The sequence below is a fragment of the Citrobacter sp. CK195 genome, assembly GCF_030333365.1.
GTDB classification, from domain to species: domain Bacteria; phylum Pseudomonadota; class Gammaproteobacteria; order Enterobacterales; family Enterobacteriaceae; genus Citrobacter_B; species Citrobacter_B koseri.
Genome location: NZ_JAOWGB010000026.1, coordinates 656,860 through 675,990 on the forward strand (window position 1 = coordinate 656,860; position 19,131 = coordinate 675,990).

Below are 19,131 nucleotides of genomic sequence, written 5' to 3' on the forward strand. Positions count from 1 at the left end.
TTTCGGTCAATCGTGATTTTGTCCAGATACGTAAATCTATGAGCCTCGTCGCGGTTAACAAACCCTAAAAAACCCTACAATTTCAGGTAATACATATTGGCTAAGGAGTAGTGACATGCGCGTTAACAGCTTAACCCCGCAAGATCTCAAGGCTTATGGTATCAATGACGTTCAGGATATCGTTTACAACCCCAGCTACGACCTGCTGTACCAGGAGGAACTCGATCCTACTCTGGAAGGTTACGAGCGCGGCGTATTAACGAATCTGGGCGCCGTTGCCGTTGATACTGGTATCTTTACCGGACGTTCGCCGAAGGATAAATATATTGTCCGTGACGACACCACGCGTGACACGCTCTGGTGGTCCGACAAAGGCAAAGGCAAGAACGACAACAAACCGCTGTCCCAGGAAACCTGGCAGCACCTGAAAGGGCTGGTAACTCAGCAACTCTCCGGCAAACGCCTGTTCATCGTTGACGCCTTCTGCGGCGCTAACGCGGATACCCGTCTCTCCGTTCGCTTCATCACGGAAGTCGCCTGGCAGGCGCATTTTGTCAAAAACATGTTCATCCGTCCTGCGGACGAAGAACTGGTGGATTTCAAACCAGACTTTATCGTGATGAACGGCGCGAAATGCACCAACCCGCAGTGGAAGGAACAGGGGCTGAACTCTGAAAACTTCGTGGCCTTCAACCTGACTGAACGCATTCAGTTAATTGGCGGCACCTGGTACGGCGGCGAAATGAAAAAAGGGATGTTCTCCGTCATGAACTACCTGCTGCCGCTGAAAGGCATTGCTTCCATGCACTGCTCCGCCAACGTGGGTGAGAAAGGCGACGTCGCGGTCTTCTTCGGGCTTTCCGGCACCGGGAAAACCACCCTATCCACCGACCCGAAACGCCGTCTGATCGGCGATGACGAACACGGCTGGGATGACGACGGCGTGTTTAACTTTGAAGGCGGCTGCTACGCGAAAACCATCAAGCTGTCTAAAGAAGCCGAACCGGAAATCTACAACGCTATCCGTCGCGATGCGCTGCTGGAAAACGTCACCGTTCGCGAAGATGGCTCCATCGATTTCGACGATGGTTCCAAAACCGAGAACACCCGCGTCTCCTACCCGATTTATCATATCGATAACATCGTTAAGCCGGTATCAAAAGCGGGCCATGCAACCAAAGTCATCTTCCTGACTGCCGACGCTTTCGGCGTGCTGCCGCCGGTTTCTCGCCTGACGGCTGACCAGACGCAGTACCACTTCCTGTCTGGCTTTACCGCTAAACTGGCCGGTACTGAGCGCGGCGTTACCGAACCGACGCCAACCTTCTCTGCCTGCTTCGGCGCGGCGTTCCTGTCGCTGCACCCGACGCAGTACGCTGAAGTGCTGGTCAAACGCATGCAGGCATCCGGCGCACAGGCGTATCTGGTAAACACCGGCTGGAACGGCACGGGCAAACGTATCTCCATCAAAGATACGCGCGCGATTATCGACGCCATCCTGAACGGCTCTCTGGATAATGCGGAAACCTTTAATCTGCCGATGTTTGACCTGGCGATCCCGACCGAGCTGCCGGGCGTAGAGACACGTATTCTTGACCCGCGTAACACCTACGCGTCACCGGAACAGTGGCAGGAAAAAGCCACCGCGCTGGCGAAACTGTTTGTCGAGAATTTCGAGAAATACACCGATACCCCAGCCGGTGAAGCGCTGGTCAGCGCCGGGCCGAAGCTGTAAAAAAACACGCCGGATGGCGGCTGCGCCTTATCCGGCCTACGGAGCATACGCTGTTGTAGGCCCGGTAAGCGTAGCGCCACCGGGCGCAATGCCGGATGGCGGCGGCGCCTTATCCGGCCTACGGAGCATACGTTATTGTAGGCCCGGTAAGCGTAGCGCCACCGGGCGCTGAGAAACGAAAAGGGAGGCATTTCGCCTCCCTTTTCTTATGCGTCTTTCGTCGAACCCGGCACGCGAGCGACCGGAATCGGCAGCCAGGCGCGAATAGAAAGCCCACCGCGCTCACTGGAGCCAATCTCCAGCATACCGTTATGGTTATCCACAATACGCTGCACAATCGCCAGCCCCAACCCGGTGCCGCTGGTGCTGCGCGCGCTGTCGCCACGTACAAACGGCTGGAACAGGTGCTTACGCTGTTCCGGCTTAATGCCCGGCCCATCGTCCTCAACCTGGAACCAGGCGCGATGCGGTTCCGTACCGCTGCTGACCTTGATCCAGCCATTGCCATAACGGGCGGCATTGACCACCATATTGGCGATCGCGCGTTTAATCGACAACGGATGCATTTTCACCTGAATACTGCCCGGTTGCAGCGCGGTATCAATTTCCCGCTCGTAGCCGCTTTCCGCCGCAATGACCTCACCCAACACGGCATTCAGATCGGCCATCTCCATCGGCATTTCCTGACCGGTACGCAGGTAATCAATGAATTGTTCGATAATGGCATTGCACTCTTCGATGTCCTTATTAATGGACTCCGCGAGATAGCCGTCCTCTTCACCCATCATTTCGGTAGCCAGGCGGATACGCGTCAACGGTGTGCGCAAATCGTGGCTCACGCCCGCCATCAGCAAGGTACGGTCATCAGCCAGTTGCTTCACACCCGCCGCCATATGGTTGAAGGCGCGGGTCACAGAGCGCACCTCCGACGCGCCATACTCGCGCAGCGGCGGCGGAATCATGCCTTTCCCCACCTGCAACGCGGCATGTTCAAGATCGACCAGCGGTCGGTTCTGGATACGAATAAACAACCATGCGCCGCCTATCGCCAGCAGCATAATCGCCAGCGTATAGCGGAACAGCGGGGAGAAATCGCCCTGATGGATTTCCGTCAGCGGCACGCGCACCCAGATATTGGGCGACAGCCAGGTTTTCAGCCAGACCACCGGCGAGCTTTTGTTGACCTCAACGCGCACTTCCGTCGGGCCGCCCAGCTGCTGCGCCATCTGATGGCTTAAGAATTCATAGTGTTGCGCCCAACGCAGCCCGGCCTCTTCGGCAGCCTCGTTGGAATAGAGAGAAATCCCCAGCTCACGATAGATTTCCCGGCGGAACGCAGGCGGCACCACCAGTTGCGTGCCGTCCTCCAGTTGCAGCTTGTCGGTCATCAGCATACGAACTTCGTAGGCCAGAACCTTATTAAACTGCTGGAGGCTCGGCAGAATCGCAAAGTTCAGCACCACCAGATAAGTCGTCACCAGGCTGACGAACAGCAAGGTGACGATGAGCAGTAGCGTGCGGGCAAATGAACTTCGCGGTGAGAAGCGCATTCGCCTCATGCTTTAGAACCGTCCGGTACAAAGACGTAGCCCAGGCCCCAGACGGTCTGAATGTAACGCGGATGCGCCGGATCTTCTTCCACCATGCGGCGCAGACGGGAGATCTGCACGTCGATGGAGCGTTCCATCGCAGAGTATTCACGACCGCGCGCCAGGTTCATCAACTTATCGCGGGAGAGCGGTTCGCGCGGGTGGCTGACCAGCGCTTTCAGTACCGCAAATTCACCGCTGGTGAGCGGCATCGGTTCGTCTTCGCGGAACATTTCGCGGGTGCCGAGGTTCAGCTTGAACTTACCGAAGGCGATTACCGCTTCTTCCTGCGAAGGCGCGCCCGGCAGTTCGTTCGCCTGACGGCGCAGCACAGCGCGAATACGCGCCAGCAGTTCACGCGGGTTGAACGGCTTCGGAATGTAGTCGTCAGCACCGATCTCCAGGCCCACAATGCGGTCCACTTCTTCGCCCTTCGCCGTCACCATGATGATCGGCATAGGGTTGCTCTGGCTGCGCAGACGGCGGCAAATTGACAGGCCATCTTCGCCAGGCAGCATGAGGTCCAGTACCATAAGATGGAAGGACTCACGGGTCAGCAGACGATCCATTTGCTCGGCGTTTGCCACGCTTCGAACCTGGAAGCCCTGCTCGGTCAGATAACGTTCCAGTAGCGCGCGCAGGCGCATATCGTCATCCACCACCAGAATCTTATAATTCTCTTGCATTGTTTTACTCCCAAAGGTTCGCAACAATTGAATGTGTGTATTCTTAAAAAAGCTTACGTTCGTCACCAGCGAATTCTGGTATAAATTCCAGGCTAAATTGTTACAAAGCATATTTAACAGCAGCTTAAGTATACAATTAATCTTGCGACACATTATTTATTCTGCTGCGGCGATCACGTAATACGTATTGTGCGCATCGCCAAATAGTCAAAGGTAAATCAACGAGATGAAAACGCCCCTGATTACCCGGGAAGGGTACGAAAAACTCAAACACGAGCTGAATTATCTCTGGCGGGAAGAGCGCCCGGAAGTCACCAAAAAAGTGACCTGGGCTGCGAGTCTTGGGGACCGCAGCGAAAATGCCGACTATCAGTATAATAAAAAGCGCCTGCGTGAGATCGACCGTCGTGTTCGTTATCTGACCAAATGCATGGAAAACCTGAAAATCGTCGATTATTCCCCGCAGCAGGAAGGCAAAGTGTTCTTCGGCGCGTGGGTGGAGATCGAAAACGATGAGGGCGATATCCGCCGCTTTCGCATCGTCGGCTACGATGAAATTTTCGGTCGTAAGGATTACATCTCCATCGACTCGCCTATGGCGCGGGCGTTGCTGAAAAAAGAAGTGGGCGATCTCGCGGTAGTACACACGCCCGCCGGCGAGGCCAGCTGGTACGTTAATGAGATCGAATACGTAAAATAGCGCCGGAACAATCCGAAGCCCCCGCTGATGACTGGCAATTTTGCCAGTCAATCCGTATAACTATCCCCTGATTTTTTACTCAGATGAAACTAAATCCATGATGAATGATTCTTTCTGCCGCATTATCGCGGGTGAAATTCAGGCACGCGCCGAACAGGTAGACGCTGCCGTTCGCCTGCTTGACGAAGGGAACACCGTGCCGTTTATCGCACGTTATCGTAAGGAGATCACCGGCGGGCTGGATGACACGCAGTTGCGTAATCTGGAGACCCGTCTGGGATATCTGCGTGAACTGGAAGACAGACGTCAGGCCATTCTCAAGTCCATTTCCGAGCAAGGCAAGCTGACCGATGAGCTGGCTAACGCCATCAACGGCACGTTAAGTAAGACCGAACTCGAAGACCTCTACCTGCCCTACAAACCCAAGCGTCGCACGCGCGGGCAAATCGCCATCGAAGCCGGACTTGAACCGCTGGCCGACCTGCTGTGGACAGACCCGTCCCACACCCCGGAAACGGAAGCGGCAAAATACATCGACGCTGACAACGGCGTGGCGGACGCCAAAGCAGCCCTTGATGGCGCGCGCTATATTCTGATGGAGCGTTTTGCCGAAGACGCGGCGCTGCTGGCGAAAGTGCGCGATTATCTGTGGAAGAACGCCCATCTGGTCGCGACCGTCGTAAGCGGCAAAGAGGAGGAAGGGGCGAAATTCCGAGATTACTTCGATCATCACGAACCGATCGCCACCGTCCCTTCACACCGTGCGCTGGCGATGTTCCGTGGCCGCAACGAAGGCGTGCTGCAACTGTCGCTGAATGCCGACCCGCAATTCGATGAGCCGCCCAAAGAGAGCCACTGCGAGCAGATCATCCAGGATCACCTCGGCCTGCGTCTGAACAACGCTCCGGCGGATAGCTGGCGCAAAGGCGTGGTGAGCTGGACATGGCGTATAAAAGTCCTGATGCATCTCGAAACCGAACTGATGGGCACCGTGCGTGAACGCGCGGAAGATGAAGCCATTAACGTCTTTGCCCGCAACCTCCACGATCTGCTGATGGCGGCGCCTGCTGGCCTGCGCGCGACTATGGGTCTCGATCCGGGTCTGCGTACCGGCGTGAAGGTCGCCGTAGTGGACGGCACCGGTAAACTGGTCGCCACCGACACCATTTATCCACATACCGGTCAGGCGGCTAAAGCTGCGGTGGTGGTTGCCGCGCTGTGCGAAAAACACAACGTTGAGCTGGTGGCGATTGGTAACGGCACGGCGTCGCGCGAAACCGAGCGCTTCTTCCTCGACGTGCAGAAACAGTTCCCGAAAGTGACGGCGCAGAAAGTGATCGTCAGCGAAGCCGGAGCATCGGTGTATTCCGCTTCCGAGCTGGCGGCGCTGGAGTTCCCGGATCTGGACGTTTCGCTGCGCGGCGCGGTCTCTATCGCCCGTCGTCTGCAAGACCCGCTGGCGGAGCTGGTGAAAATCGATCCGAAATCCATCGGCGTCGGCCAGTATCAGCACGACGTCAGCCAGACCCAGCTTGCCCGTAAGTTGGATGCCGTTGTGGAAGACTGCGTAAACGCCGTCGGCGTCGATCTCAATACCGCGTCCGTACCGTTGCTGACCCGCGTGGCAGGCTTAACGCGCATGATGGCGCAGAATATCGTCGCCTGGCGTGATGAAAACGGTCAGTTCCAGAACCGCCAGCAGTTGCTGAAAGTGAGCCGTCTGGGGCCGAAAGCCTTTGAACAGTGCGCGGGCTTCCTGCGCATCAACCACGGCGATAACCCGCTGGATGCCTCTACCGTTCACCCGGAAGCCTACCCGGTGGTCGAGCGTATTCTTGCCGCCACCCAACAGGCGCTGAAAGCGCTGATGGGCAACAGCAGCGAGCTACGCAATTTGAAAGCGGTGGATTTCACCGACGACAAATTCGGCGTGCCAACCGTTACCGACATCATCAAAGAGCTGGAAAAACCGGGCCGCGACCCGCGTCCAGAGTTCAAAACCGCGCAGTTTGCTGATGGCGTAGAAACCATGAACGATCTGCAACCGGGCATGATTCTGGAAGGCGCCGTAACCAACGTCACCAACTTTGGCGCGTTTGTGGATATCGGCGTACATCAGGACGGTCTGGTGCACATCTCTTCCCTGTCGAATAAGTTCGTCGAAGATCCACACACCGTGGTGAAAGCGGGCGACATCGTGAAGGTGAAAGTGCTGGAGGTTGACCTGCAACGTAAGCGCATCGCGCTGACCATGCGTCTGGACGAGCAGCCGGGTGAAACCAACGCCCGTCGCGGCGGCGGCGGCAACGATCGCGCCCAGGGCAACCGCCCGGCGGCAAAAGCGGCGAAGCCGCGTGGTCGTGATGCGCAGCCTGCGGGCAACAGCGCCATGATGGACGCGCTGGCAGCCGCAATGGGTAAAAAACGCTAATCAAGCCTTATGCTTGTAGGCCGGATGAGGTATCTATACCGCCATCCGGCCGTTATATTTGAAATTAACAATTAAATCTTACGAATTAAATTGCTTAATTCATTACCCGCCTGTTGCCAGCACTGGTAATTATCAATTCATTAACAGATGAAACCTTAATTAAACATTAGCAACGCTGAATAATGTTTAAATCAACACGTTCTTTTTAAGACGAATAAATGTTGAGCCATGTCAAAACTGACTCAATTTATTATCCATTTCTACATTCCGTCACATTTTAATCATTGATGATAAAAACCATTCTCATTATCATTGTCTTGTTGATTATTTAATCTTTCTTTCGTTGGCTAATCATCTGGTCTTATGCCGCCTTCTGAGCGCGCATGAGGTATACGTCCAGTTAGCGAGAAACAAGTAGGCCCCCTATGCAATTCATTCCAGACACGGCGTGGAAAATTACCGGCTTTTCCCATGAAATCAGCCCGGCATACCGTCAGAAACTGCTTTCACTCGGCATGTTGCCAGGTTCTTCATTTAACGTAGTGCGCGTCGCCCCATTAGGCGATCCTATTCATATCGAAACTCGCCGCGTGAGCCTGGTATTACGTAAGAAAGATCTGGCGTTATTAGAAGTGGAAGCGGTTTCCTGTTAATTCGGTGAGTCTATAAAAATGAAAAAATTAACCATTGGTTTAATTGGTAATCCAAATTCCGGCAAGACAACATTATTTAACCAGCTCACCGGCGCGCGTCAGCGTGTGGGGAACTGGGCGGGTGTTACCGTTGAACGCAAAGAAGGTCAGTTCGCAACAACCGACCATCAGGTCACGCTGGTCGATTTACCCGGCACCTATTCACTGACCACCATTTCGTCACAAACCTCCCTCGATGAACAAATCGCCTGCCATTACATTCTGAGCGGCGACGCAGACCTGCTGATCAACGTGGTGGATGCCTCTAACCTTGAGCGCAACCTCTACCTGACGCTGCAACTGCTTGAGCTGGGCATTCCCTGCATTGTGGCGCTCAACATGCTCGACATCGCGGAGAAACAGCAGGTTCGCATTGATATCGACGCGCTGTCCGCACGCCTTGGTTGCCCGGTTGTGCCGTTGGTTTCCACACGCGGCCGTGGGATTGAAGCCCTGAAACTGGCTATCGATCGCTATAAAGAAAACGAAAACGTTGAGCTGGTACATTATGCTCAGCCGTTGCTGCGCGAGGCCGAATCGCTGGCCGATGTCATGGCGGCGGATATGCCGGCGCAACAGCGCCGCTGGCTGGGCTTGCAGATGCTGGAAGGCGATATCTACAGCCGCGTTTACGCCGGTAATGCCGCGAAAAGCCTTGAGGCGTCGCTCACTCGCCTGAGCAAAGAGATGGATGACCCGGCGCTGCACATCGCCGATGCGCGTTATCAGTGCATCGCCGCAATTTGCGACGTGGTCAGCAACACCCTGACGGCGGAACCCAGCCGTTTCACCGCAGCGGTAGATAAGGTCATCCTGAACCGTTTCCTCGGGTTGCCGATTTTCCTGTTCGTCATGTACCTGATGTTCCTGCTCGCCATTAACATTGGCGGCGCGCTGCAACCGCTGTTCGACGTGGGTTCCGTGGCGCTCTTTATTCACGGCATCCAGTGGATCGGCTACACGCTGCATTTCCCGGACTGGCTCACCATTTTCCTCGCGCAGGGGCTGGGCGGCGGTATCAATACCGTTCTGCCGCTGGTGCCGCAGATCGGCATGATGTACCTGTTCCTCTCTTTCCTGGAGGACTCCGGCTACATGGCGCGTGCGGCGTTCGTTATGGACCGTCTGATGCAGGCGCTGGGGTTGCCGGGTAAATCGTTCGTGCCGCTGATTGTCGGCTTTGGCTGTAACGTCCCGTCCGTGATGGGCGCCCGTACCCTGGACGCGCCGCGTGAACGTCTGATGACCATTATGATGGCGCCGTTTATGTCCTGCGGCGCACGTCTGGCGATTTTCGCCGTGTTTGCCGCCGCGTTCTTTGGGCAAAACGGCGCGCTGGCGGTTTTCTCGCTGTATGTGCTGGGTATCGTGATGGCGGTACTGACCGGCCTGATGCTTAAACACACGATTATGCGCGGCGAAGCCTCTCCGTTCGTGATGGAACTGCCGGTCTACCATGTGCCGCACATCAAAAGTCTGGTGATCCAGACCTGGCAACGCCTGAAAGGCTTCGTGCTGCGTGCCGGTAAGGTCATCATCATCGTCAGTATTTTCCTCAGCGCGTTTAACAGCTTCTCCCTGAGCGGAAAAATCGTCGATAACATCAACGACTCTGCGCTCGCGTCCATCAGCCGCGTGATTACGCCTGTCTTTAAACCGATTGGCGTTCATGAAGATAACTGGCAGGCGACCGTTGGCCTGTTCACCGGCGCAATGGCGAAAGAGGTGGTGGTAGGGACGCTGAACACCCTCTATACCGCTGAAAATATTCAGGAAGAAGAGTTTAATCCGGCTGACTTCCATCTCGGCGACGAGCTGCTGGGCGCGGTCGATGAAACCTGGCAAAGCCTGAAAGACACCTTCAGCCTTAGCGTACTGGCTAACCCAATCGAAGCCAGCAAAGGCGACGGTGAAATGGCGACCGGGGCGATGGGCGTGATGGACGCGAAGTTTGGCAGCGCCGCTGCCGCATACAGCTATCTGATTTTCGTTCTGCTGTATGTACCGTGCATCTCGGTGATGGGGGCTATCGCGCGTGAATCCAGCCGCGGCTGGATGAGCTTCTCGATTCTGTGGGGGCTGAATATCGCCTACTCACTGTCTACCCTGTTCTATCAGGTTGCAAGCTTTAGCCAGCATCCGACCTATAGCCTGGTCTGCATTCTGGCGGTCATTCTGTTTAACATCGTGGTGCTGGGGCTGTTACGGCGCGCTCGCAGCCGGGTGGATATCGAACTGCTGGCAACGCGTAAAACGGCCAGCGCCTGCTGCGCAAGCCCTGCCGGCAACTGTCACTAAGGTTGAGAACAATGGCGTCACTTATTCAGGTTCGTGATTTACTGGCTTTGCAGGGGCGTATGGAGGCAATGCAGATTAGCCGCACGCTGCATACGCCGCAGCCGATGATCGACGCGATGCTGAATCAGCTGGAGAATATGGGCAGGGCCGTGCGGATTCAGGAAGATCCCGACGGCTGCCTGTCCGGTAGCTGCAAAAGCTGCCCGGAAGGAAAAGCCTGTCTCCGGGAGTGGTGGACGTTGCGTTAACGTTCTGCCGGATGGCGAACGGCAGCTAACCTGTAGGCCGGATAAGGCGTTTACGCCGCTATCCGGCACTGCATAGACAATAATTATATCTTCTGCTTTAACGCCATCAACGCCTGACAAAATTCGCCGGGATGCGAAATAAACGGCGCATGGGCGGCCTTTGCAAACACCTGCGATTCACTCTCCGGCCATGCGGCATCCAGCATCGGCACGACTTTGCGCGGCACCAGACCATCCAGATAACCATACAGACGCAGGAACGGCATGGTCAGCGATTTAAGCGGCTCTCGCAGGTCGGCCGTTTTCAATATCTCCAGCCCACCGTTCAGTACCGCAACCTCCGGCATCGGCAACGCCAGCACGGCACTTTTCAGCGTGCGGGCATCCTGACGCGCGGTTTCGGTGCCTAACGTTTGCAGCGCCAGAAAACGTTCCACCGTACGCTGGAAATCTTCGCTGAGCTGCTGTTGAAATCCCGCCAGGATATCCGGCTTAATACCCGGCCACGCTTCGCGAGCGCTGAAACAGGGCGATGACGCGACAGTCACCAGCGCCTGAACGCGTTCAGGATGGGTTAACGCCACCTGGCTCGCCACCAGCCCTCCCAGACTCCAGCCAAGCCAGACGGCTTTATCAGGCGCCTGTTTCAGCACATGCTCCGCCATCTGCTCCAGCGACATCGCGCCAAAACCCTGGCTGCGGCCAAATCCGGGTAAATCGACAAGATGCAGCGTGAAATGCGCGCTGAGTTCCTCACGAATGCAATTCCACACTTCCGCATTCAGTCCCCATCCGTGCAGCAGCACAAGATGGCAATTTCCCTGACCTTCAGTCTGCCACCAGATGTCATTCATCAGTTACTGTTCTCTTTTGGCTAACAAGGATGAACATATGCTAACAGTACCGGGATTATGCTGGCTATGCCGAATGCCGCTGGCGTTGAGTCACTGGGGGATTTGTTCGGTTTGCACGAGAGCGGCGCGTCGCCGCGTCAGTCTGTGCCCGCAGTGTGGATTACCCGCTGCGCACACCGCCATTCCCTGCGGGCGTTGTCTGCAAAAACCCCCGCCGTGGCAGCGTCTGGTGACGGTCAGCGACTACGTACCGCCGCTGAGTTTACTTATCCACCAGCTAAAATTCTCTCGCCGCAGCGACGTCGCCGCCGCCCTTTCACGCCTGCTGTTGCTGGAAGTCTTACACGCGCACCGCGCATCGACGCTTCCGCTACCGGATCGCTTAGTCAGCGTGCCGCTCTGGCAGCGCCGTCACTGGCGCAGGGGATTTAACCAAAGCGATCTGCTGTGTCGCCCCCTGGCGCGCTGGCTGGGCTGCGGCTGGGACAGCCGAAGCGTCACGCGCCTTCGCGCCACCGCCACTCAGCACCATCTCAGCGCCCGATTGCGCAAACATAACCTGAAAAATGCGTTTCGCCTTGAATTGCCGGTACAGGGACTCCATATGGTCATTGTGGATGATGTCGTCACTACCGGAAGTACCGTCGCGGAGATCGCGCAGCTGCTTTTGCGCAACGGCGCGGCGACTGTCCAGGTATGGTGCCTGTGTCGAACCTTGTAGAGCCTCGATGATGGGCGTATTATAACCAAGTAAAATAGTCAACTATTAGGCCATTACTATGATCCATATTTCCGATGCTGCACAAGCGCACTTTGCCAAACTGCTGGCAAATCAGGAAGAAGGGACACAAATCCGCGTATTTGTGATCAATCCCGGTACGCCTAACGCTGAATGCGGCGTTTCTTATTGTCCGCCGGACGCCGTGGAAGCAAGCGACACTGCCCTGAAATTTGACCTTCTGACCGCTTATGTTGATGAACTGAGCGCGCCGTATCTGGAAGATGCCGAGATCGATTTCGTCACCGATCAATTGGGTTCTCAGCTGACGCTGAAAGCGCCAAACGCCAAAATGCGTAAGGTTGCTGATGATGCGCCGCTGATGGAACGTGTGGAGTACATGCTGCAATCGCAGATCAACCCGCAGCTTGCCGGTCACGGCGGTCGCGTCTCTCTGATGGAGATCACCGACGAAGGCTACGCCATTTTGCAGTTTGGCGGCGGCTGTAACGGTTGCTCGATGGTCGATGTGACCCTGAAAGAAGGGATCGAGAAGCAGCTGCTGAATGAATTCCCTGAACTGAAAGGCGTTCGCGATCTGACCGAACACCAGCGCGGCGAGCACTCTTACTACTAAGATTCTGCCCGGTGGCGCGTCGCTTACCGGGCCTACAATGTATATCCCGTAGGCCGGATAAGGCGTTTACGCCGCCATCCGGCGTGATGATATCTTCCGCTTTTCCCCTTCGATAACATGACCTGCCTCTCATAATTTAAATTTTGCCTGCCAGGGTGATTCTCAATCGCTATATGTTACCCGTATCATTCATATGGGCACCAAACATCCCCATAACAGCCGACTAAACCAGATAGTGTTAAAGTCAATCAGTGTTGGTGCCGTTACGCTTCTGTTCCCGGTTGGGGCAAGCGGAATTTTTCGTCGACACACCGACGTTACCCATAACAAATGAAAGGCCAGGTAAATCATGCCATTAGTCATCGTCGCTATCGGTGTAATTTTGTTATTACTCCTGATGATCCGCTTCAAAATGAACGGTTTCATCGCTCTCGTCCTGGTGGCACTTGCTGTTGGATTGATGCAAGGAATGCCGCTGGATAAAGTCATTGGCTCTATTAAAGCTGGTGTTGGTGGTACTCTTGGTAGCCTCGCCCTGATTATGGGTTTCGGCGCCATGCTGGGCAAAATGCTGGCAGACTGCGGCGGCGCACAGCGCATCGCGACCACGCTGATTGCCAAATTTGGTAAAAAACACATCCAGTGGGCAGTGGTATTAACCGGCTTCACGGTAGGTTTCGCACTGTTCTATGAAGTGGGCTTCGTGCTGATGCTGCCGCTGGTATTCACCATCGCAGCGGCGGCCAGCATTCCTTTGCTGTATGTCGGCGTACCGATGGCGGCAGCGCTGTCCGTTACCCACGGCTTCCTGCCTCCGCACCCGGGCCCGACCGCCATCGCCACGATCTTCCACGCCGATATGGGTAAAACCCTGCTGTTCGGTACGATTCTGGCTATCCCGACCGTAATTCTCGCTGGCCCGGTATTTGCCCGCTTCCTGAAAGGCATCGATAAGCCGATCCCGGAAGGTCTGTACAGCGCAAAAAACTTTACTGAAGAAGAGATGCCTGGCTTTGGCGTCAGCGTCTGGACTTCTCTGGTGCCGGTTATTTTAATGGCCATGCGCGCCGTTGCAGAAATGGTGCTGCCAAAAGGTCATGCCTTCCTGCCGGTTGCTGAGTTCTTTGGCGACCCGGTAATGGCAACGCTGATTGCGGTACTGATTGCGATGTTCACGTTCGGTCTGAACCGTGGCCGCTCAATGGATCAGATTAACGACACGCTGGGTTCCTCAATCAAAATCATCGCGATGATGCTGCTGATCATCGGCGGCGGCGGCGCATTCAAGCAGGTACTGGTTGATAGCGGCGTAGACAAATACATCGCGTCCATGATGAACGAAACCAACGTTTCTCCGCTGTTCATGGCATGGTCCATCGCAGCCGTACTGCGTATCGCGCTCGGTTCTGCCACCGTGGCCGCGATTACCGCGGGTGGTATCGTGGCGCCGCTGATTGCGACGACGGGCGTAAGCCCTGAACTGATGGTTATCGCCGTCGGTTCCGGTAGCGTCATTTTCTCTCACGTAAACGATCCAGGCTTCTGGCTGTTCAAAGAGTATTTCAACCTGACCATCGGCGAAACCATCAAGTCCTGGTCAATGCTGGAAACCATTATCTCCGTCTGCGGCCTGATTGGGTGTCTGCTGCTGGGAATGGTGGTGTAACCGAGACGATTTGTAGGCCGGATAAGGCAAAGCCGCCATCCGGCAATGTGCGCCAGAATCGCCTGATGGCGCTGCGCTTATCAGGCCTACATGTTGTCACCATAAAAAAGCCGGGAAATTCCCGGCTTTTTTTACTTCTTCTTCGCGGCCGCTTTTCGCCGTTTGTCCAAATCTTTAAGCAGTTTATTCACCTTGTCATCGGCAAACATCTTCTCAAGCGTCGTGGACAACTTGCGCCGCCAGTTCTTGTACTGGTCGCTGGTGCCTGGAATATTGACCGGCTCCGCCATGTCCAGCCAGTCTTCCGGCTGCAACCCCAGCAATGCGCTATGGCTGTCCGCGATATAACGCTGCATTCCACGGTTGAGGATCGGCGTCATCGACATCAGCGACGCCTTATGCCCGGCGCGTTTCGGCAGGCAACCGTATTTGTGCAGCGCGTCCAGCAGACCCTGCTTCGCCAGCTCACGATCCTGATACAGCCCACGCAATATCACTTCATCCGGGTAAAGCCCCAGCGTTTTGCCGAGCGTCAGGTCGCCGCTGTCCCAGTAGCCACGCAGCGTAGGAAGGTCATGCGTCGTCGCGACTGCCATTGATTGTTCCGGGTACGCTTTCGGCGCGCGGAAGTTCTTCTCATGATCATTCTCGAAATAGAGCACTTTATACGAGTAAACGCCGCTGTCGCGCAGTTTACCCACGATTTCCACCGGCACCGTCCCCAGATCTTCGCCAATCACCATGCAGCGATGACGTTTACTTTCCAGCGCCAGAATAGAGAGCAGGGCGTCCACCGGGTAATGCACATACGCCCCGTGATCCGCCGTTTCACCGTAAGGAATCCACCACAGACGCAGCATCGACATAACATGATCGATACGCAAAGCGCCGCAGTTCTGCATATTGGCGCGCAGCAGTTCAATAAACGGCTCATAGGCGCGGGCGGCGATGATGTGCGGATCCATCGGCGGCAGTCCCCAGTTCTGCCCCAGCGGGCCGAGGATATCCGGCGGCGCGCCCACCGACGCTTTCAGGCAATACAGCTCACGATCGCACCAGGTTTCCGCCCCGCCCTCCGCAACCCCTACCGCAAGATCGCGATACAGGCCAATCGGCATATCATAACCCTGGCATACCGCCCAACAGGCGGCAAACTGGGTATACGCCAGCCACTGTAACCAGAGGTAAAAGTCCACCTCATCACGGTGATCTTCACAGAACTGTTTCACTTCCGGCGAGTTCACTGACTGATACGCTTCCGGCCAGACCGGCCAGCCCCAGCGCAACTCATCTTCCTTCACCTGATGCGCGTGCAGCGCGTCAAATGCCGCCTGCCAGTACAGGCTGTCGCCTTCCTGGGCGACAAAGTGGCGAAACGCCGCCATCTGCTCGTCATCACGAAGCGCAAAACCTTTCCATGCCATCCGCAGGGCGGTCATTTTCAGCGCGGTAACAGCAGAATAATCAACCCATTCGGCGTCCCGTGCGCGCTGCAATGTCTGCTGCGTCGTCGGCATGTTCCACCAGGCCTGCGCCTCTTTGCTCAACCGGAAATCGTCAACGGCATTCACGTCGATATAAATGACATTCAGCCAACGGCGGGATGAGGGGCTGTACGGGCTGGCGCTCTCCGGGTTTGCCGGGTAGAGGGCGTGAATCGGGTTCAGGCCAATAAATGCGCCGCCGCGTTTCGCAACATCCGTCAGCATCGACTGGAGATCGCCAAAGTCGCCAATCCCCCAGTTTTTTTCCGAACGCAGGGTATAAAGCTGAACGCACGCCCCCCACAGCTTCTGTCCGGTCAGCAGCGCCTGCGGCTCATAGCAGCGTTTCGGCGCCACGATGATCCGGCAGTGCGTGCGCTGTTCGCCCTGAGTCAGGGTCAGCGTGTGATACCCCTCCGGCAGCTTTGCCGGAAGCGTAAAGGCTTTACCACCGGTGGCGTGCCCCTTGTGCTGTACGCCCTCCTCGGTGGTCAGCAGCCAGCTAAAATCGCCGCTGCCTTCTACCGCCAGCGGCATCTTCTTGCCTGCGGTATACACCATCACATTCGGCACTGGCGTCACCGCCACCTTCGTGGCGGCGGTGGCGCGGTGCATCGCATCAAGCAAACGCCGTTTGGTTTCGGCGCCAATCGACTGCGGTTTACCGTGGGCATTGATGTAATTGGGGCTGATCCCCGCCGCCAGCGCGGCATTATCCAGACGTTTGCGTTCCATGGCGCTTCCTTAGCGTTTTGCCTGCCAGATACGAGCCTGATAATCGCGGATGGAGCGATCCGAGCTGAACATCCCGCAACGCGCGGTGTTCAGGATCGTCGCCCGGGTCCAGGCATCCTGGTCGCGATACAGCACGTCCACCTGCTTTTGTGCCGCAACGTAGGCGGCAAAGTCCGCCATCACCAGGTACGGATCGCCCCCCTGTTTGCCAATGCTGTGCAGCATCTGATCAAAAGCGTGCTTGTCGCCGTTGCTGTATTTGCCGCTTTCCAGCTCCTTCAGCACCGCGTCCAGCACTTTGTCTTTCTTACGCCATTTCACCGGGTCGTAGCCCTTGGCCTTCAGCCGTTTCACCTCTTCCACGGTATGACCGAAGATAAAGATGTTCTCGTCCCCGACCTGTTCGGCGATCTCAACGTTCGCCCCATCCAGCGTACCGACCGTCAGCGCACCGTTCAACGCCAGCTTCATATTGCCGGTGCCGGAGGCTTCTTTACCGGCAGTAGAGATCTGCTCAGAGACGTCCGCCGCCGGGATCAGCATTTCCGCCGCCGAAACGCAGTAGTCCGGCAGGAAGACCACTTTCAGCTTATCGCCGACTTTCGGGTCGTTGTTGATGGTTTCCGCCACCTTGTTAATGGCGAAGATGATGTTTTTCGCCAGATAGTAGCCCGGCGCCGCTTTTGCGCCAAACAGGAACACGCGCGGCACGCGGTCTGCTTTCGGATTTTCGCGGATCTCTTTGTACAGCGCCAGAATATGCAGCAGGTTCAGGTGCTGGCGCTTATATTCGTGCAGGCGCTTAATCTGGATATCGAAAATCGCCTGCGGGTTGATTTCAATCCCGGTGTGCATTTTCACAAATTCGGCCAGGCGGACTTTATTCGCCTGTTTAATCTCACGATACGTTTTGCGGAACGCCGCGTCGTCGGCGAATTTCTCCAGGTTGATCAGTTGATCGAGGTCGTTAGCCCACTCTTTCTTCAACGACTTATCCAGCAGCGCCGCAAGTGCCGGGTTGCACTGTTTGATCCAGCGACGCGGCGTAATGCCGTTGGTCACGTTGTGGAATTTGTTCGGCCACAGCTGGTGGTATTCCGGGAACAGATCCTTCACCACCAGATCGGAGTGCAGCGCCGCAACGCCGTTGACCGCAAAGCCGCTGACCACGCACATATTGGCCATCCGCACCTGCTTGTCGTGCACTACCGCCAGCTTCGCCCACACCTGCTTATCGCCCGGCCAGGTTTTATCAACCTGTTTCTTAAAGCGGTCATTAATCTCTTTGATGATCTGCATATGGCGCGGCAGCAGCGCTTTCACCAGTTTCTCATCCCAGCACTCCAGCGCTTCCGGCATCAGCGTATGGTTGGTGTAGGCGAACGTTTTACTGGTGATGGCCCAGGCGTCGTCCCAGCTTAGCTGGTGCTCATCGAGCAGCACGCGCAGCAGTTCAGGGATAGCGATGGTCGGGTGAGTATCGTTGAGTTGAATGACCTCATACTCCGCCAGCTCATGCAGTTTGCGCCCCGCCAGGTGGTGACGACGCAGAATATCCGCTACCGAGCAGGCGCACTGGAAATACTGCTGCATCAGGCGCAGCTTTTTGCCTGCGGTGTGGTTGTCGTTCGGATAGAGGACTTTCGTCAGTTTTTCCGCATCGATACCCTGCTGCTCCGCGCGCAGGAAATCGCCGTCGTTGAATTTGGTCAGGTTAAACGGATGCGCATGCGCGGCCTGCCACAAACGCAGCGGCTGTGCGACGCCGTTCCGGTAGCCAAGCACCGGCAAGTCCCACGCCTGCCCGGTGATCACAAAACCCGGTTCCCAACGCCCGTCCTTCGTCACTTTACCGCCAATACCGACCTGAACATCAAGCTGTTCATTGTGACGGAACCACGGGTAGCTACCGCGATGCCAGTCATCCGGCGCTTCCATCTGTTGCCCATCGACAAAAGACTGACGGAACAGCCCATACTGGTAGTTCAGGCCATAGCCCGTTGCGGACTGGCCTACCGTCGCCATAGAGTCCAGGAAACATGCCGCCAGACGCCCTAAACCACCGTTGCCCAGCGCAGGATCAACCTCTTCCTCCAGCAGGTCGGTCAGGTTGACGTCGTGCGTTTTCAGCACATCGCTCACCGCCTGATACCAGCCCAGATTCAACAGGTTGTTCCCGGTCAGGCGGCCAATCAGGAATTCCATCGAGATGTAGTTAACATGACGCTGGTTTTTAGCCGGTTTCGCCGCAGGTTGCGCTCTGAGCAATTCAGCCAGTGCGCCGCTAACGGCCTGCCACCACTGGCGAGATGTCATCTCATGAGCCGACAGTAAACCGAAACGCTGCCACTGACGCATCAGGGCAGCCTGAAAGTGATCTTTGTTGAAGGTAGGCTGTGACATAGAAATTCCGAATCCTCAGGTAATAAAACAACGTTATCGTTAGTTTGCCTGGCTCGATGTTGACCTTCCTCATCCCACCCGGGATTAGGCAGGGAGGAGTAGTGGGGATGAGCATAAAAGTGTGATCGCCGCCACTTAAAGGTAGTGGATTGCCGGTGAATACGTCGAATTACCGCACAGCATACCTGCGACTGCACGCCGTTTTACGCACGATGACACAAATAATTAAATCGCGGAGGTTTATTGAAAGTGAAT

At 56.1% G+C, this 19,131-nt stretch carries 14 protein-coding genes; 9 read left to right on the forward strand and 5 right to left on the reverse strand.

Annotated elements, in window-relative coordinates; all coding sequences use genetic code 11:
• The first annotated feature begins 115 nt into the window (after nt 1-115).
• A complete protein-coding gene (gene pckA / locus OGX93_RS20560) occupies nt 116-1,735 on the forward strand; it encodes a phosphoenolpyruvate carboxykinase (ATP) (protein WP_012135511.1) in 1,620 nt (539 codons plus the stop codon).
• A 206-nt stretch (nt 1,736-1,941) separates the two neighbouring features.
• Here the strand turns inward: pckA and envZ are convergent, their stop codons facing one another.
• The gene (gene envZ, locus OGX93_RS20565; protein ID WP_012135512.1) at nt 1,942-3,294 is read right to left on the reverse strand and encodes a two-component system sensor histidine kinase EnvZ; all 1,353 of its coding nucleotides are present in this window, start codon (nt 3,292-3,294) and stop codon (nt 1,942-1,944) included.
• Nucleotides 3,291-4,010, reverse strand: coding sequence for an osmolarity response regulator transcription factor OmpR (gene ompR, locus OGX93_RS20570; protein ID WP_001157751.1), 720 nt, complete (start codon nt 4,008-4,010; stop codon nt 3,291-3,293). The genes envZ and ompR overlap by 4 nt, the downstream gene beginning before the upstream one ends.
• Before the next feature lie 226 nt (nt 4,011-4,236).
• Between ompR and greB the strand changes: the two genes are divergently transcribed.
• The 5 genes from greB to feoC all read left to right on the forward strand — a co-directional run bounded on the left by greB (nt 4,237) and on the right by feoC (nt 10,379).
• Nucleotides 4,237-4,710: a transcription elongation factor GreB gene (greB, locus tag OGX93_RS20575; RefSeq protein WP_012135514.1), complete on the forward strand. Its 474-nt coding sequence runs from the start codon at nt 4,237-4,239 to the stop codon at nt 4,708-4,710.
• 97 nt (nt 4,711-4,807) lie between these two features.
• Entirely contained in the window at nt 4,808-7,141 is a 2,334-nt protein-coding gene (locus tag OGX93_RS20580) for a Tex family protein (RefSeq protein ID WP_286448939.1), read from the forward strand.
• Nucleotides 7,142-7,566: 425 nt separating this feature from the next.
• Nucleotides 7,567-7,794 carry a ferrous iron transporter A gene (gene feoA, locus OGX93_RS20585; RefSeq protein WP_012135516.1) on the forward strand — a complete coding sequence of 76 codons (228 nt, stop codon included), beginning with the start codon at nt 7,567-7,569 and terminating at the stop codon, nt 7,792-7,794.
• 18 nt (nt 7,795-7,812) lie between these two features.
• A complete protein-coding gene (feoB, locus tag OGX93_RS20590) occupies nt 7,813-10,131 on the forward strand; it encodes a Fe(2+) transporter permease subunit FeoB (RefSeq protein WP_200096949.1) in 2,319 nt (772 codons plus the stop codon).
• Nucleotides 10,132-10,142: 11 nt separating this feature from the next.
• Nucleotides 10,143-10,379, forward strand: coding sequence for a [Fe-S]-dependent transcriptional repressor FeoC (feoC, locus tag OGX93_RS20595; protein WP_012135518.1), 237 nt, complete (start codon nt 10,143-10,145; stop codon nt 10,377-10,379).
• Nucleotides 10,380-10,462: 83 nt separating this feature from the next.
• Here feoC and bioH read toward each other — a convergent pair whose 3' ends face one another.
• Nucleotides 10,463-11,233, reverse strand: coding sequence for a pimeloyl-ACP methyl ester esterase BioH (gene bioH, locus OGX93_RS20600; protein ID WP_047460677.1), 771 nt, complete (start codon nt 11,231-11,233; stop codon nt 10,463-10,465).
• Between the two features lie 37 nt (nt 11,234-11,270).
• Here bioH and gntX point away from each other — a divergent pair, with 37 nt between their 5' ends.
• The 3 genes from gntX to gntT all read left to right on the forward strand — a co-directional run bounded on the left by gntX (nt 11,271) and on the right by gntT (nt 14,254).
• On the forward strand, nt 11,271-11,954 hold the full coding sequence (gene gntX, locus OGX93_RS20605; protein WP_112001448.1) for a DNA utilization protein GntX: 684 nt from the start codon (nt 11,271-11,273) through the stop codon (nt 11,952-11,954).
• Nucleotides 11,955-12,012: 58 nt separating this feature from the next.
• On the forward strand, nt 12,013-12,588 hold the full coding sequence (gene nfuA / locus OGX93_RS20610; protein WP_012135521.1) for a Fe-S biogenesis protein NfuA: 576 nt from the start codon (nt 12,013-12,015) through the stop codon (nt 12,586-12,588).
• 349 nt (nt 12,589-12,937) lie between these two features.
• On the forward strand, nt 12,938-14,254 hold the full coding sequence (gene gntT, locus OGX93_RS20615; protein WP_012135522.1) for a gluconate transporter: 1,317 nt from the start codon (nt 12,938-12,940) through the stop codon (nt 14,252-14,254).
• Nucleotides 14,255-14,385: 131 nt separating this feature from the next.
• On the opposite strand, the gene malQ is transcribed toward gntT, so the two are convergent.
• Nucleotides 14,386-16,473 (reverse strand): 4-alpha-glucanotransferase, encoded by a 2,088-nt coding sequence (gene malQ, locus OGX93_RS20620; RefSeq protein ID WP_275165920.1) that lies wholly within the window; start codon nt 16,471-16,473, stop codon nt 14,386-14,388.
• Nucleotides 16,474-16,482: 9 nt separating this feature from the next.
• Entirely contained in the window at nt 16,483-18,876 is a 2,394-nt protein-coding gene (gene malP, locus OGX93_RS20625) for a maltodextrin phosphorylase (protein ID WP_286448937.1), read from the reverse strand.
• Nucleotides 18,877-19,131 lie beyond the last annotated feature (255 nt).